10 protein-coding genes are annotated in these 16743 nt (G+C 56.5%); 4 read left to right on the top strand and 6 right to left on the bottom strand.

The window, feature by feature from the left end:
• Positions 1-330 precede the first annotated feature (330 nt).
• The 3 genes from ABEA92_RS24110 to ABEA92_RS24100 all read left to right on the top strand — a co-directional run bounded on the left by ABEA92_RS24110 (position 331) and on the right by ABEA92_RS24100 (position 6534).
• Complete coding sequence (locus ABEA92_RS24110) at positions 331-2808, top strand: PVC-type heme-binding CxxCH protein (protein WP_345687060.1); 2478 nt, start codon at positions 331-333, stop codon at positions 2806-2808.
• A gap of 120 nt (positions 2809-2928) precedes the next feature.
• Positions 2929-4575, top strand: a complete 1647-nt coding sequence (locus ABEA92_RS24105) for an arylsulfatase B (RefSeq protein WP_345687058.1) — start codon at positions 2929-2931, stop codon at positions 4573-4575.
• Positions 4576-5166: 591 nt separating this feature from the next.
• Entirely contained in the window at positions 5167-6534 is a 1368-nt protein-coding gene (locus tag ABEA92_RS24100) for a DUF58 domain-containing protein (RefSeq protein WP_345687056.1), read from the top strand.
• A gap of 106 nt (positions 6535-6640) precedes the next feature.
• Here ABEA92_RS24100 and ABEA92_RS24095 read toward each other — a convergent pair whose 3' ends face one another.
• The 6 genes from ABEA92_RS24095 to rpsR form a co-directional block, all read right to left on the bottom strand.
• Positions 6641-7666, bottom strand: a complete 1026-nt coding sequence (locus ABEA92_RS24095; protein WP_345687054.1) for an O-fucosyltransferase family protein — start codon at positions 7664-7666, stop codon at positions 6641-6643.
• Positions 7667-7775: 109 nt separating this feature from the next.
• The gene (locus ABEA92_RS24090) at positions 7776-9050 is read right to left on the bottom strand and encodes a prepilin peptidase (protein ID WP_345687052.1); all 1275 of its coding nucleotides are present in this window, start codon (positions 9048-9050) and stop codon (positions 7776-7778) included.
• A gap of 117 nt (positions 9051-9167) precedes the next feature.
• Positions 9168-10973 (bottom strand): ATP-binding cassette domain-containing protein, encoded by a 1806-nt coding sequence (locus ABEA92_RS24085; protein ID WP_345687050.1) that lies wholly within the window; start codon positions 10971-10973, stop codon positions 9168-9170.
• A 105-nt stretch (positions 10974-11078) separates the two neighbouring features.
• Entirely contained in the window at positions 11079-12872 is a 1794-nt protein-coding gene (locus ABEA92_RS24080) for an ABC transporter permease (protein WP_345687048.1), read from the bottom strand.
• Positions 12873-13043: 171 nt separating this feature from the next.
• The gene (locus tag ABEA92_RS24075; protein WP_345687046.1) at positions 13044-13559 is read right to left on the bottom strand and encodes an acyl-CoA thioesterase; all 516 of its coding nucleotides are present in this window, start codon (positions 13557-13559) and stop codon (positions 13044-13046) included.
• Between the two features lie 356 nt (positions 13560-13915).
• Complete coding sequence (gene rpsR / locus ABEA92_RS24070; protein WP_231612237.1) at positions 13916-14194, bottom strand: 30S ribosomal protein S18; 279 nt, start codon at positions 14192-14194, stop codon at positions 13916-13918.
• A gap of 380 nt (positions 14195-14574) precedes the next feature.
• Between rpsR and fusA the strand changes: the two genes are divergently transcribed.
• Positions 14575-16662, top strand: a complete 2088-nt coding sequence (fusA, locus tag ABEA92_RS24065; RefSeq protein ID WP_345687040.1) for an elongation factor G — start codon at positions 14575-14577, stop codon at positions 16660-16662.
• Positions 16663-16743 lie beyond the last annotated feature (81 nt).

Raw genomic sequence — 16743 nt, 5'->3', positions numbered from 1 at the left:
TAGCACACCCCTTCGTTCCCGATTAACTGGCGATCGCCGCCGTCGCGCACCAACGCGCACTTTTCTCGTCTCCATGTGCGGAAGCGGCACATGGAGCGGCACTCGTCCCCGCGCGTTGCCCCTCATTTTTTACGAGACGCAAACGGTTCGGCGTGTCTGCGTTGCGAAGCAGGGCAGTGCGGTGGCGGTTATAATCCGTGACTTCGCCAGCGGCTCCCTCGACTCAAGCCCACCTCATTTCCAAAGCCATCCATGTCCATGTGTAATAACAAGCTTCGATTTGTACTAGCGGGATGGAGCCTGCCGCTCATCCACGTCACCGCAACCACGATGAGTCTGCTGCTTGGGATCTGCGGGTTTGTAGCGAACGCCGACGAAACGCCTCGCGTGCTGGATCCCCAATGGCGATTGACGCAGATCGCCTCCGAGCCTGATTTGGTGACCCCCACTGGATGCTGTTTTGACGATCAGGGGCGACTGCTGGTGATCGAATGCCATACTCATTTTCCGCCTGATGATTACCTGGGTCCGAAAACCGATCGCATCTATCGCTTTGACGATAGTGACGGTGACGGCGTGCTCGATCGACAGCGTCTTTTTTACGAAGGAGGCGAGGCAACGATGAACATCGCAAATTTAGGCGATGGCTGGTTTGCCGTTTGTACGCGAAGCGAACTCATGAAACTACGAGACTCGGTCAATGATGGCATCGCCGACCAACGTGTGGTGCTGCTAACGCATGAAACGTCAGCAAACTATCCGCACAATGGGCTTGGTGGGCTGACGCTCGGCCCCGATGGATGGTTGTATGTGGGACAAGGCGAAAATTTTGGCGAACCCTACCAACTCATTGGCAGCGACGGATCCAAACAAGTTGGCGGCGGGGAGGGTGGCAACGTGTTTCGCTGCCGGACCGACGGCAGCCGTGTCGAACGTGTCGCGACCGGATTTTGGAATCCATTTGGATTGTGTTTCGACTCAGCCAATCGGCTGTGGGCCGCTGGGAACGATCCCGACTCGATGCCGCCCAATCGATTGATGCATATCGTGCATGGGGGTGATTACGGTTTTCAGTTTCGCTTTGGACGTGCGGGGATACATCCGCTGCAATCATGGAACGGCGAGTTCCCAGGCACATTGCCGATGACGGCAGGAACCGGCGAAGCGGCCTGTGCGGTGATCCAGCACGGTTCGCATTTGTGGGTCACCAGTTGGGGTGACAATCGCATCGAACGCTATTCGCTCGATCCACGCGGAGCGTCGTGGACAAGCAAAACCGAAGTCGTAGTGCAAGGCGACGAAAACTTTCGCCCGGTGGCGATGGCCATTGCCAAGGACGGTTCGATTTACATTACCGACTGGGTCGATCGCAGTTACCCCGTGCACGGCAAGGGACGACTATGGCGACTGAGCCCTGTGAACGACGCCGTGCTCCAAACGCAGTCGCTGCCGGAAATCACTGCGGCCGAAACCAATGCGTTGCCGTTGTCGGAATCGACATCGATGGCAATTGAAACGCGTTTGAACGCACTGCGAAACGATGATCCGTTCGTCCGCCAAGCGGCGATCACGGGTTTGGTCCAACAGGATCAACTGTCTGCACTTGATCAAAAAATGTTGACCGATCCTCAGCATCGCGTAGGGCGGATGTTGGCTTGGCGATGGAAAGAGCTGTGTGATCCGGCAAGCGTGCCCGCTGTCAAACGCAACACGATGATCGCTGCGGGATTGAAAGACGATTCGGATGCCGTGGTGTTGACGGCGCTACGATGGGCGGCGGAGCGGATGTGCAAAGACCAACTGCCCGCGATTACGTCACTACTAAAACAGGACCGTCTATCGCCCCCCGTGTTCTCAGCCGCGATGGCGGCAATCGCTTATTTAGAGACTGGAGCGGCATCGGGACGGGGGCGTGATCCCGCGATCGAGAAACGGTTGGTTGAATTCGCAAACGACGTCACTCGCTCGGCCCGTCTTCGTGGACTTGCGTTACAGCGACTGCCGCCCGATGCAGACTCGCCGAGCGACCAAGAACTTGGCAACGATATCGATGGCAATACCGATCGCGTGCTCTCGCGTGAAGTCGTTCGATTGTTGGTCGCTCGCGGGACCGATGGTTCGTTTGACGAACTGGCCAAAATTGCATCGAATGAATCGATCGACGAACAGACTCGCGCCGATGCGATCGCAGGATTGTCTCCTAAAGCAGCGAGTTACGCGGGCCTCATCAATCGATTATCGTTGCCGAAACAGCCCGCGGTGTTGCAGGTCGAAACAAAGCGGATTCGCAATACGAACGTCCGCCGTGACAACGCGGCACGTCCGAGTCGAGAGAATATCGACGGGTGGATGCAATTGGTCGGCCGCAGCCAAGACGTGGATGCCGGACGCCGCGTTTTTTTTCGCCGTGGATGCTCGAATTGCCACGTCCACTCTGGACGTGGGACCAACACGGGTCCCGACTTGACTCATTTGGCGGGGCAGATGACTCGACCTCGGATACTCGAATCGATTTTAAATCCGAGTAAAGAAGTGGGGCCGCTGTACGTCCCTTGGACCGTGCTGACCAGCGACGGACATGTCTTGACGGGGCTGAAAATGGATCGCCCCGGTGCTAAGAATCAGTTGCGTTTGCAGGGAGCGGACGGCAATATTTTTGAAGTGCCGCGAGATGAGATCGAGCAGCTGCAACCAAGCGAAAAATCGATCATGCCTGTTGGACTCGAAGACAGCATGACGCTTGACGAATTGGCGGACCTGATTGCCTTTCTAAGCGAAGGGGAACTCGACATGACCGCGGGCAATTGACCTGCGAAACCTCGGCAAAGAGAATAGGCAATCCGCATAAATCGTTGAATCACAAGTCAAGCTGCCAACGATTCCGCTCTCTCATCAACGCTCGCTCCCTTTTCACCCCACGGAACCAACATGATTCAATCACTCGCTCACACGTGGTGTCCGTCAACAGGTTTGGCTGGCGGGCTGCCGACACGCCGCGGTGCTGCATCACGCCGTGGCACGCACTTTGTCGTCGCGATCACGTTCGCGGCATGGACGCTTGCGATGGCAACACCGCAACTGGCTGCGCAAACCGGCGCACGACCCAACATCGTATTCATGCTGTCCGACGACATGGGATGGGCCGAGCCTGGCTTTAATGGCGGCAATGCCGAGCTGACTCCTAACATGGACCGTTTGGCCAACCAAGGTGTAAAGCTGACTCAGTTCTACACGCATTCGGTTTGTGCACCGAGCCGAGGCGCGTTGATGACGGGACGATATGCGTTTCGAAATTGGATGGATTGGCGAAGCGAAGACTTTGGCAAACCAAGCTACCTGGCGAAACTCGGATTGACGCTTGCGAAAAACGAACGCGGCGAAGAGACGCGGCGAATCCATGCACTCGATACCAAAGAGCGGACCGTGGCCGAGGTGTTGTCCGACGCGGGCTACTTTACCGCGATCACAGGCAAGTGGCATTGCGGCGAGTGGCTGCCCGAACACCTGCCGATGGGACAAGGTTTTGATCATCAATACGGTCACTATGCCTGGGGCATCGACTACAACAACTACACCATCCCTCATAATGCTCCGGCTCGCTATGCGGTTTACGATTGGCATCGCAACCAACAACCGATCCAGGAACAAGGGTACACGACCGACTTGATTGCCAACGAAGCGGTACGGTTGGTCTCGGAACAGGCGGGCCAATCGAGTGAACGTACCACCCAACCGCCATTCTTTCTCTACGTGCCGTTTAACGCCGTGCATGGTCCGATCGAACAAGTGCCGCGTTACACCGACAAATACACGCCACGCGAAGCAGCGCTAAAGTGTCTGGATGATGCGGTTGGCCGGATCGTGGACGCCGTGGACCAGCATGGATTGAAACAGACCACGCTGGTGATCTTTGCCAACGACAATGGCGGTTTGACCGAAGAAATGAATCGGCCTTATCGGGGAACCAAGAACACGACTTTTGAAGGAGGCGTGCGAGTGCCCTGCGTTGTGCGATGGCCGGGATACATTCATCCGGGTTCGACCAACGACGAGATGATCCATATCGTTGACTTGTTGCCCACGTTTGCCAATCTCGCCGGCGCCGATCCGACAGGCCCGTTTCCGATCGACGGAATCGATATGACCGAGACGATGATTCATGGCAAAACGAGTCCACGAGAGGAAATCATTTTCGAAGTCAGCGGTAGCGTCCGTTTGCCGACCATTCGCTCGGGCGATTTCAAATTGATGGGGGACATGCTGTTCAACATCGCGAGCGATCCGAGTGAAACGACCGATGTCGCGGAACAGCATCCTGATGTCGTCGCTCGATTGTCGGCGCGTTTAAAGCAGGCTGCAGCGGAGCGACCCCCCTTGGGTGAGAAAACGATGTTGATGGATCCGCCGCTGCCATATGTTTATGGAATGCAAGAAAACAAATCGGCTCCGGATTGGTTGATCCAAGCCGTGAACGAAGTTCGCAAAACTCAACCAACCGAGTGGGCGCCGGGCACAACACCGTGGCCGCAGGCGCCGCAAGGAGCCACGATCATTTACACCGGCGACGGCCGCTAGCCAGAGCGGCCGGGGAGGGCTGGTGACACTGATACTTGTAACGTCCATTTCCTAACACTCCGATCCCCACCGGCGAGCCGGCTACCGCCGACTCTGACCTCCCCAAAGGGGAGGTGAATTCAAGCTCACCCTCCCCGCGGGAGGGTCGGCCGCACGATGCGGCCGGGGAGGGCTGGTGACACTGAATTTGTAACGTCCATTCCTAACACAACGAACCCCACCCAGAGCCGGCTACCGCCGACTCTGACCTCCCCAAAGGGGAGGTGAATTCAAGTTCACCCTCCCCGCGGGAGGGTCGGCCGCACGATGCGGCCGGGGAGGGCTGGTGACACTGAATCTGTAGCGTCCATTCCTAACACAACGAACCCCACCCAGAGCCGGCTACCGCCGACTCTGACCTCCCCAAAGGGGAGGTGAATCCAAGCTCACCCTCCCCACGGGAGGGTCGGCCGCACGATGCGGTCGGGGAGGGCTGGTGAAATTGAATATGTAACGTCCATTCCTAACACTCCAAACCCCACCGGTGAGCCGGCTACCGCCGACTCTGACCTCCCCAGAGGGGAGGTGAATTCAAACTCGCTTGAACAACGAATGTCCTCCACCACGGCTGCCCAATCGCACTCCGACGCTCCCAAGTTCAGCTTTGGGATCGTGGCGGGCATCTGCGCGGTGTTGTTGTTTGGAATGCTTTTTGGCGCTTCGCTCTGGGTATTGGCAGCGGTGGCTGCCGCGATTCTCGTCGGCGTGAATTGGTTCCTCGCGAACACTTGGACCGATTCGACCATCGCGGTGCGGCACAGTGGTAACGTCGAACACAAACTCGGCTCGGTGATCGATGTTGAAATCACACTGACCAACCAAAGCCAGTTGCCGATTTTGTGGATCTTGGTCGAGGACTTGCTTCCCCGGCCTGCGATCCAGACGGGGGCGGTATCGACGTCCGCACTGCAAGTCGAAGGCGACCGAGTGCAAGTGATGATGCTGTGGGCAGGCCAATCGAAAACGCTGCATTACCAAGTCACCTGTCGCCGCCGCGGTTATTTTCAAATCGGGCCAACCGTGCTGGAAACCGGTGATCTGATGGGGCTGTATCGACGTTATCGCGTCGGCACTGAACCGCAATACGTCACCGTGCTGCCGGACGTGGTTCCCTTGTCGACGTATGACATCGGTTCACGGCGTCCGATTGGCGAGATCCGAATGCGAGACAATGTAATGGACGATCCCACGCGGTTGCGAGGGATCCGTCGATGGCAGACCGGCGATCCACTTCGCAGCGTTCACTGGGCCGCCACAGCGAGAACCGGAACGCTGCACAGCAAAATCTATGAGCCTTCGTCGATTGCCGGAGCGACGTTGGTTTTGGATCTGCACGTCGCGACCAACCCATCGAAGCATGAACCGGTGCGAAGCGATTTGGCGGTGACCGCCGCCGCTTCGATCGCCCACGCATTGCATGATGCCGGTGAACCGTTTGGGCTGGTCACCAATGGCCGCGATGCGGCCGACCGAATCCGCACCGAAGGCTGGGTGGGCGACTATCGCGTCCGCGACCAAGCTACCGCCGCCGCGTCGATGCGAAACGAGAGTGATCGTTTGATGCCGGTGGCACAACCGGCGACCAGGGGCCCGGTGGCGCTGCGTGAGTTGGTCCGTACGCTGGCGCGACTCGAGCGAACCAATGGGCTAACACTGGCCGAGTTGTTGGTCGAAGCGGAATCGAAGATATCGTCCGAGACAACCGTGTTGGTCATCCTGCAACAATGTCCGCCCGAATCGCTGGCGGCATTGATTGGATTGGCACGTCGCGGCCGAGCGGTTGCCGTGATCATTAATGCACTGGACATCAATGACTATTCGGCAGCCGCGGGCCCCTTGATCGCCAGCCGAATTCCAACGTTTCATTTGGCATCATCCGATGCCGTCTCGGACGTCTGCCGCGAAGTGATGACGCGATAGCGGCCGGGGAGGGGCGGGAACACTGAGCCTGCACCGACTACTCCGAACACCGAAAGGGCCCCCAGTGAACTTGCTACAAGCGATTTGATCCGGGCGACGTCTCCGCCTACAAATTCGACTTGAAGGACTTGGCTTCGTTTGGGATTCGTTCGTTCGGCGGACGGACACCGAAGACATCGGCGATCTCACTCGCACTTAACTCGGACAACTTCCCGTGCACGATCTGATACTTCGTGCTGGTCGGATTGGACTTGAACAACTCGGGTGCAACCGATTCGACTTCGATCTTGTCGTCACACCGCTTCATCATTGCCAGCGGCGCACCACCATAAAAGGACGCCCACATGGTGAACGTGCTCGGCGGCCCAATGATCATATCGGTTTGGGCCATCGCGTACATGTCTTGCAGTGGAACTCCGGGTCCCAATTGCACGTCCAATCCAGCAAAATCCGATGGTTCATAGGAGACATTGGTGCAAACCAAAAATCGGACGCGTCGAGGAGCAAGCTGAGCCTGCACTTCTCGCATCGTGGCGACGTAGTCGCCGACTTCGTAGTAATAACGTCCACCCAAAAACGTGGCATAGTCGCCTTGGCGGATGTGGATGCCGATCACGACGTCACTGCTTTGGCGGGCTTGGTACAAACACTCTCCCACGGGCTCGCCATGCTCGGGACCAAGCGTGAAGTGGCGACGCACGGCCGGGGCATGTTTGATTAATAGCGGCTCGCTGCGGAATTGCCACCCCAGCGTCATCACCGGCCGGCCCCCGGTGGCAAGTTCGCGAAACGCATCGCTGCCCAAGTCGCAGCTCTGTTCGCCTTTGAGCCGCAGAACATGAGCGGGATAATTTCTCAGCCGTAACGTATAGAGCGTCTTGGCCGCCAAATAAACCCCAAGCGACAACCGATCACGCGTTTGGCGTGAGGGCACGGATGAACCCGAGTCCGGCTTCGCAACCATAGGGTAACGACACCATAAATCGTATCGCGTCGAGGGAAACAGATCAGCGTATTCGGCAAAACTAGGGTTGGCGACCGTTACGCCGTATTCCGCCGCTGCCGCAATCATGTGGGCGTACAGCCACAATCGGTTACCGAGTTGTCCATAACGTCGGGCAATCACAATCATCGAACTGTCCCAATCCGCTGTTAGGGTTGCGAACCTTCGGCCGCAGTTCGGCCGCCACTTCGGGGGAAGTGATAAGGCGATTTAGTTTTTGCCCCTTCGTCGTTTCATCTTAGGCAAACAGACGCTGTTTGATCTGCCGCCAAACAAACAACATGGCCCCCATTAGACCGAGCATCGCCAAACAGAGCCAGAGGATAAAATTGCCGAGGAAAAACAGGTTCGGCAGGAACCACTGGTTCATCACTCGGTCCCATCCAATCACCGTCAATGCTGCCCCGGCACACAAATAGGGACCAAATGGCACACGCGGTTCACGCGTGATGATGTACTGGAACACCACGATCACAATCGCAGCAAAGGGAGAGAGGAAAAAGGCGGCGACGGCAGCCTGCCATCCCAAAAACGCTCCGATCATGGCCATCAACGTGACATCGCCAAACCCCATCGCTTCCATCCCCATCGCGCTCGAGGCGATGATACGGATCGCCCAAATCACGCCGCCCCCCACGGCTAGCCCGACCAACGCGGAAAACAGCCCATGCCAATGAGCACCGCCAAGCTGGAAGACAATCGAGATCGCGATCAAACCCGCGACCCAAATGGCAAGCAACAGCTTCCAAGTCCGATGACGCACCAGCCCTGCCAAGAAGAACTCGATCGCTTTGGCGAATCCTTTTCGTAAGATCAAACGACGATCCGCCAGCGCAAAGCACCAACCGCTCCATATCGCCAATCCCGTTAACAGCCCGGTGCTGGTCCACCATTTTCCTAACGCGGGAAACCACGGAGCCTCGAACGTGGCGCGAGTCAGCTCGACCGCAGGACCGCCGATCGGCAGCGAAATCGGCATAAACCCCCAATCGGAAATGGATCCCAATAACAACGCGAACAGCGTTCCGGGGATCGTGATTTCGTCGGGAATCGTTTGCTCGTCAAAGTCAATGAAGGTGGCCGCGACCATCAGCACCAACAACACGGCATGTCCAAGAAACACACGGTGTCCACTGGTGATCAACCACGGCATGCTGAGCACCTGCGGTACTCGCAGCGATTCCGCAAGCAGACCACCACTTTGTGTCTCGAATATGTACAACGCGGGGATCGCAATCGCCAATCCGATCTCGATCAGCACCGGCCGGATCCAAAATCCACGGCCATGAAGCTCGGCTTCGCGGCGAAGCGAAAACCACCCCACCAGCGGAATGCGATCGATCGCTTGGCGTTTCGGCGCTTGGGGCGACGGAGACGCCCAAGGTGAAATGGGACGCGCGAACCAGCACCACGTGTAGATGACATGGTTCGCAAACGCGCCGCTGAGCAACCCCAAAATCGCCAGCAACGCGAGTCGCAAATTCAGTGAGAGCGTGAGCCAAAAATCAAACACGAGCCGACCCAAAAACGTCCGATGAACCAAAGTAGGCAGGTAGCATAACGGATTTCGAGGATCACTTGTAACGGCGGAATCGACCGCGGTTGATCAATGGGTTGCTCCGCGACTCGGCTATTTTTGATGCCGATACGGATTGAATAACAAGTAATTAAGGTGGCGGTACAGATCGCTGTTGGACAACAATTCGGCATGCTTGCCTTCGCCTGCGATTCGCGGCCCGTTTAGCAGCACCACACGATCGGCCGACCGCAGTGTTTGCAACCGTCGCGGCAGCACGACCACCAACGCACCGGCATCGGCTAATCGCTTTAGCCCCGCCAAACTTGGGTCATCCGGCAGATGTTCTGCGGGCGGAGGCGGCTCCATCGCAATCACGACCGCAGGCTTGTGCAAAATCGCTCGGGCAATTCCGATTGCGAAGGTGATCTCCGATGACAACAGCGAATCACCAACGGTCACGTAGGTATTAAGTCCTTCGGGCAATCGCTGCAATTGCTCGTACACATTCAGACTCTCGAGCACCTCGACCAAATCACGGTTGTTGATGTCTTGGTTGCCACCACGAAGATTCTCCGCAATGGTACCGTCCCAAAGCGGCCCCGACGGTTCGACCCACATCACATTGCGTGCAAGCGCCTGCGGGTGGACGTCCAGTAGCGGAATTCCGTCAATCGAGACCTGGCCTTCGGTGGGACGACCAAAACCCATGATCAATTCCGTCAAGGCTCGCGTGGACACGGTTTCGGTGCCAAGCAGGGCAACAAAACTGTTCGGCGTAAGCTGCAGGCTCAGATTTCTCAGGATTGCTTTTCCGGTCGAATCCTTCAGAGTCACATCGTCGATACGAACCGAGTCACGCAGCCCCGCCAACCCGACTCGCTGCTCGCTTGGTGCGACATCATTGCTTCGCTGCAGGTACAAATAGATCGCGTCGCTCGACGGTTCGCTCTCCTTTAGCTGAAACGACAGCTTGGCCAAGCGATCGGCGCTGATGATCGCGCCGCCCAACGCCAGCCCCAACACGAGTGCTGAGGGCACACTCAAACCGCTGTCGCCAATCAGCAAATTCGCTCCGAGCCCGAGCAGCAACACGGCCACCGCCACCGAGGTCGCTAGAAACAACAGCGGCCACAATTGGCCTGATCGTGATTCTTCGGCCGTCAACCGTCGATACAACGAGTCGAGTTCGGATTCGAACGATCGATCGGCCAATCCATGCGTCTGCAATCGGGCCAACAGTGGTGCTTGCCCGACAATCTCTGCCATCCGGCGACGCGACCTGGGGACTTCCCAGTTCGCTATCTCGTCGCCTTTGCGATAACGCAGCCGTTGGTACAGCTGCCACAGCATGATTCCACTTACCACGGCAAGCAGCGCCAACCACACATTCACCATCAGCGCGACGACGACACACCCCACCAACATCAACACGCTTCGCGGGACCGCTCGATACCACATCGAGAGCCCTTTTTGGATCGCTGGCAAATGGGTGCCGATCAGCTGTTCGGCCCGCACGTATTGAGCCGCAGCGCCTTCGATTTCGGCGCGACGTAGACTTTGCTGCAGGACTTTGCGGTGCAGCGACTTGGTGACATTGCGAGCCTTCGAATCGGCATCACGGCGGTGTAACCAAACGGCCAGCGAAAACAGACATGCGACCACAAAGGTGATGCCGACCAACTGCGCCAATTGGACGAGCGGACGCTGGTTCGTAAAAGGCTCGGGCAGATAAATGCTGAGATGAGTGCCAAGCCGGACTTCGTTGCCGACGAAACCTTTGGAATCCAGCAATACGGCAATCAGCCCTACTAGCCCCACGATCACAGGGACCAATAGCCCCGCGAGCGATGCCCAGATGTATGTCGTCCATGCACCACTGGCTTCAGGTTCACTTCGTGGTGCCGCAAGTCTACTCATCAGTCGAACCTCGTTGGCTTAGGATAAGGATCTGCTTGGCGGCGAGCATTTCACTGCCGCCACTAAGCCAAGGCGTAGGTGGGAAAGCGGGCTTTCCCACAAATGCTAAGCCAAGTCGCGGTCCTCAAAAAGTAACATCGCAAGCATCCAAATTGCGATCGAGAAACATACAAGATAATTAAAAGCACCGGCCAAGTAGATCGCCGGGATCTGATTTCCTGTATCTACCGCCGCCTGGACGTTAAAAATGTTCAGGTTCGGGATCACCACCGCAATTAATTTCCCGACAAATCCCACCAATTCGTTGTTGTCACGGGCTGACGCCACCAACGGCGAGGTCAAGTTTCCGATCACGTAGATCACGAAACAGGTGATAAAGTTCGCGAGCAACGGCAGTCGTGTCGCCAAAGCCACCGCGATCGCACCGATCGCCATCGTTTCCATCAAGTACAACCCCAGCACGGGAAGCGTCGTCATGATTTCGTCATGACCGGTCTGCCAAACGGTATCACCGCTGGCCGTTTCTCGAGCGTCGTAGATCGGTTTGTAGCTGATCACGACCGTCAAAACCGCCGACAGAATCACGAACAACACCAACACCGACAACATGATCCCGGCATACTTGCCAAGGATAAAGGATCGCCGGCTGACCGGTTTGCTGAGCACCGTCAACGCGGTACGCCCCTCGATTTCTTCGCTGACCGAGGTTCCTGCACTCCACACCGCTTGGACCATCCCCAACACCATGATCAACGTCACGCCGCTGTCTTTGAGCAAACGGATATCATCCCCGAGGGTGTTAAACGGATAGATCCCAAACAGCAGCACGCCAAACAAACCAATCGCCAACAGCAGCAGATATAGCGGCTGGGCCATTTCGTTCTTGGCCGTCGACAACGCCAATGCCCAAACACGCGGCGCCGCTTGGCGGAACACGATCAAACAGGTCAACGTTAGAAAGAACGTGAAGGCGATCACCACAATCGAGCTCGCTTGAGGCACCATTGGCTGATTGTTGAAGGTAAACACCACGGTCGCGTCGTCGATTTCGCGGTTCTGGATATGCAACCGAGTCGGATCCGACGGAATCGGTGGCTGATCGCGATTTTCATAGCTATAGACTAACTTTTCACCTTCGTTCACTCGCTGGGGCGTGCGGCCAAAGCCAGCAGGATCAGCCGAATCGCCCAGCAATACGGTCCGGTCACTCTCAATCGTCAAACCCGTGACGCTGCGAAGTTGGTAGTCGATATTCGCTGGCACAAACGGAGATTCACCCACAGGCAGATCTGGCGACGCGGGAACCGTCACCACGACGCGTTCGGTCCCGTCACCCACCAAATTGACTGCCGCAATCGAATCGAGGATCGAACGTGGATTTTCGACAAATGGGGTCCCGGCCAAACCGATGACCGCAAAAACAGCCATGGTCGACAACAGATACGGAATCACCCCTTCGCCGACCATCGCGGCCCATTCGTTTCGGGTGCGATGCCACATACCGTAAATCACGCCGAACCCAAGCACCAATCCGATACAAATCAGCGGTAAAAATAGCGTGTTGGAGTATTCGCCTGCGATCGGGATGTAGGTCGCACACAACCCGGCTGCGATAATGCCGCCGACAATCAGCGACGCCGTGATGCCTCGCCGAGGCTTATCCGCCAGCTGTCCCAGCAGCGGAACGAGCGACAAAACCGACAAAATGCCGTAGACCACCACCACGGCAATCGCGCCCAACAGCAACCCAATCGACAGCACCCACAGGGGGGTAATCCAAGCAGGCAGCCACTTGGCCCATCCGACAATCAGAGCGGGATGCCCCAGCATCGCGGTGAGATCTGAACATGCAAAGCTATTGGACGAGGCAAGACCGGGAACAGATGCGAAGCTAGGCATGGGGAAATCGGATACCGCGAAATCAGGACAGGAAATCATGTCGAGCCGACCGTAGGGTGAAAAACGACCAGAAAAGTAGCACATTGAAACTCAAATCGATCGCCGGCTCACTGCAACCTGCTCGCATGGCGGATGCCGCTGCGGACGTAGCTTGAGCCAGGATTCGGGGTACTACGCTTGGTCCGCAGAAAAGGTTTGCGAATCGAGATGCTTTGCGAGCAACTTCCGCAAGTCCTCGGGAATCGGCGTCTTTTTTAGCTTCCCGCCGGGGGAGAGGGTGCAGCAAACGGCGGTCAACCTGCCTTCGGCGATCAGCGTTGGACTCGATGGATCGGACTGCTCGGGATGGTCCGCGGATGCGGATCGTGAAAACCGAATTCCATACTCGACGCTGCTATTGCCGAGCCGAAGAACCGTGACGGCAATGTTAAGGATATCCTCGAAACGGGCGGCGGCGCGGTAATCACAGTGAGCCGAAACGCGAGGCCACGTGACATGCGGCGGCGATTCCGCGGATTGCAATCCTGACGGGTGCCCGGAATCATCGGGGCGAGCCATGACGGAGATGCCCAACGAGCGGAGCATGGCATGCTCTGCGGCTTCCATCATCGGGAAAAAGGCCGAAAAATGGACAATTCCGGCCGCATCCGTATCGCGAAACTCGACTTGGCGTTGGGTGGTAAACACGTTACTTCGTGACCAAAAGAGACGCACGGGAAAGAGGGCAGAGCGACCTTAAGAAACGTCGCGATTCCTTCCGAGTGGCGAGCGTACTGTGGTTGCTACGTTCGCCAGAACGTGGATTTCCGCTTAGTTCCCTCGCCAGTGCGTTCTGAAGTTGCGATGTTGTCGTTTTCCCCGGCAAATCGCAACCCGACGCGTGAGCGAGGGACCGAGAAAATACCGAGATTCCCTCGCTGACGCTTCGGGTTGTGAAAAACTCGCAACTTCAAAACGTACGCGTCGGGTGACTTTTGCTTTGAGTCGACGGCTCACCCAATGGGGAGCCAAGAAAACCGACATTTTGCAGTCAGAACTGCGTCTTACTCGCCAACGAATGGCAAAAGGGCCATGAAACGAGCTCGTTTGATCGCGGCGGTTACCGCGTGTTGGCTGGCGGCGGTACAGCCGCTCTTGCGACGACCCGCGATACGGCCTTGACGGTTGACCATCTTCTTCAGCAGCTCGATGTCCTTGTAATCGACGTACATCGGCCGTGGTCGTTGACCATCGACGAAAATTGGATCTTTCTTTTTGGTCCGGGTTCGGACGCGTGAACGTTTGCGGGCACGACTTCGCGTGCTCATTGGACGTGGTGGCATTCGGATTTGCTCTGTAAACTTGTTAAGGGCGAATGGGCTTGATCGTCACGGACGTCCCCAAATTGGGTACCGTTAGCGACGGATGAAGGCCGACGGCTCTACACGGGTCCGTCGACTCGCCTTAGAGGGAAGCAGGGAAGTATGCAGTGAAGAAAAGATGTATGCAAGGGGAATTGAGCATATTTGCCCTTTCGCATCTGCCAAACCTTTGCCATATTTCCCAATCGATCCGAGGCGTCATCCTGCGTTGACGGGTGGTAATGTACAAAATGCCGTGTGCTCACATTCCCAAGTCCTGACTGAACAATAGACATGATCTGTAAACTCATGTCCTTGGGAAATACAAATAACGCGTGCGTGCAATGTTTAGGTGAAGATAAATGAAGCTGGATAAACTCAGAAATATCGGAATTAGCGCCCACATCGACTCGGGAAAAACGACCCTCAGCGAGCGAATTCTGTTTTACACCGGGCGAATCCACAAAATCGAAGAAGTTCGCGGTGGTGGTGACGGCGCGACGATGGACCATATGGAACTGGAAAAAGAGCGTGGAATCACGATCACCAGTGCCGCGACGAGCGTCGAGTGGAAAGGCCACCCCATCAACTTGATCGATACCCCAGGCCACGTTGACTTTACCGTCGAGGTCGAGCGATCGCTTCGTGTTCTCGATGGTGCGGTACTCGTGCTCTGCAGCGTTGGTGGTGTGCAAAGCCAATCGATCACGGTCGATCGCCAGATGAAACGCTACCAGATTCCTCGTTTGGCCTTCATCAACAAGATGGACCGAACCGGAGCAAACCCGTTCCGCGTGCTAAAGCAACTTCGCGAGAAATTGGGTGCCGAAGCGTTCTTCATGCAGTACCCCATCGGTGCTGAAGAGAACTACCAAGGTGCGGTCGACTTGATCGAAATGGTGGCCTATCTGCACGAAGGCAACGAAGGCGAAAAAGTCGTCTCGGCTCCAATTCCCGAAGACATCAAGGACGAGTGCGAAGAAGCACGCGTGCAGATGCTCGAAGCGTTGTCGATGTACAGCGACGAGATGATGGAATTGCTGCTCAGCGAAGAAGAAGTTCCTAAGGAACTGATTTACAAAGTCACTCGCGATGCCGTGCTCGGTGGGGCCACCCCCGTCTACATGGGAACAGCGTTCAAGAACAAAGGGGTCCAACCGCTGTTGGATGCCGTGATTCGCTACCTGCCTAGCCCGCTGGATCGCGAAATTCGTGGACGTGACCCTAAAGACGAAGAGCGTCGCATCGAATTGCTGCCCGACCCAGAGCGTCCGTTCGTCGGCATGGCGTTCAAGATCGTTGACGATCCGTTCGGCCAATTGACCTTCATGCGTGTCTACCAAGGCACGATCAAGAAGGGCGAAGGCTACGTCAACCAACGTACCGGCAAGACCGAGCGATTCAGCCGCATCGTGCGAATGCACAGTAACAAACGTGAGGAAATCGACGAAGCCACTGCGGGCGATATTATCGCCGTGATGGGAATCGATTCCGCCAGTGGTGATACGTACGCTGCATCACGTGACTTCTGTACGCTTGAATCGATGTTCGTTGCCGATCCGGTCATCAAAATCGCGGTTGCTCCGGCAACACGAAGCGACGGAGACAAGTTGGCCAAGGCACTGCAACGATTCCGTAAGGAAGACCCGACGTTCCGAGTCGAAACCGATGAAGAAACCAACGAGATCCTGATCAGCGGGATGGGCGAGCTTCACCTGGAAGTTTACATCGAACGAATTCGCCGCGAGTATGGCGTCGAAATCGAAGTCGGTGCTCCGAAGGTTAGCTACCGTGAAAGTCCAACCAAGATGGTTGAATTCGACTACAAACACAAGAAACAAAGTGGTGGTAGTGGTCAATTCGCTCACATCAAGGGCAAGCTCAGCCCGATCGAATCCAACAGCGAAGACAGCTTCGAATTCGAAGATCACGTTGTCGGTGGACGGATTCCGAAGCAGTACATCCCGGCGATCGAAAAGGGCTTCCGCGACATTTTGAAGAAGGGCCCCGTTGCCGAGTATCCTGTGGTGGGAACCCGTATCGATTTGGATGACGGTAGCTTCCACGAAGTTGACTCGTCGGAAAAAGCGTTCTACACAGCCGCCCAAGGTTGCTTCCGCGAGTACTTCAAGAAAGCCGATCCGAAGCTGCTTGAACCGATCATGAACGTTGAAATCGAAGTCCCCGAAGACTTCCAAGGTACCGTCGTGGGCGACGTCATTCGCCGACGCGGAATCATGCAAAGCAACGACATCATCGAAGGCAACAGCATCATCAAGGCAGAAGTCCCGTTGGCGGAAACCTTTGGTTACGCCACGGACCTGCGAAGTATGACGCAAGGCCAAGGAACGTTCTCGATGGAATTGGCGACCTATCGTCAAACCCCATCGAACATCCAAGCCGACATCATCGAAGCGAAGCGTAAAGCCGACTTGGTTGGCAGCAAGTAAGCCTTCGCATCTTTGCCAAATCAGCTAAAAACGGTGGCATGCCCAGCATGCCACCGTTTTTTCGTAAACAAAGACGCGGCA

The sequence above is a fragment of the Novipirellula caenicola genome (genome assembly GCF_039545035.1).
Lineage (GTDB): Bacteria > Planctomycetota > Planctomycetia > Pirellulales > Pirellulaceae > Novipirellula > Novipirellula caenicola.
The sequence above is the reverse complement of the archived record's forward strand: the minus strand, read 5'-3'. Positions and strand labels throughout refer to the sequence as shown.

Coding starts and splice junctions, on each gene's coding strand:
- ABEA92_RS24110 (WP_345687060.1), top strand. CDS start 331: ATGAGTCTGCTGCTTGGGATCTGCGGGTTTGTAGCGAACGCCGACGAA.
- ABEA92_RS24105 (WP_345687058.1), top strand. CDS start 2,929: ATGATTCAATCACTCGCTCACACGTGGTGTCCGTCAACAGGTTTGGCT.
- ABEA92_RS24100 (WP_345687056.1), top strand. CDS start 5,167: ATGTCCTCCACCACGGCTGCCCAATCGCACTCCGACGCTCCCAAGTTC.
- ABEA92_RS24095 (WP_345687054.1), bottom strand. CDS start 7,666: ATGATTGTGATTGCCCGACGTTATGGACAACTCGGTAACCGATTGTGG.
- ABEA92_RS24085 (WP_345687050.1), bottom strand. CDS start 10,973: ATGAGTAGACTTGCGGCACCACGAAGTGAACCTGAAGCCAGTGGTGCA.
- ABEA92_RS24080 (WP_345687048.1), bottom strand. CDS start 12,872: ATGCCTAGCTTCGCATCTGTTCCCGGTCTTGCCTCGTCCAATAGCTTT.
- rpsR (WP_231612237.1), bottom strand. CDS start 14,194: ATGCCACCACGTCCAATGAGCACGCGAAGTCGTGCCCGCAAACGTTCA.
- fusA (WP_345687040.1), top strand. CDS start 14,575: ATGAAGCTGGATAAACTCAGAAATATCGGAATTAGCGCCCACATCGAC.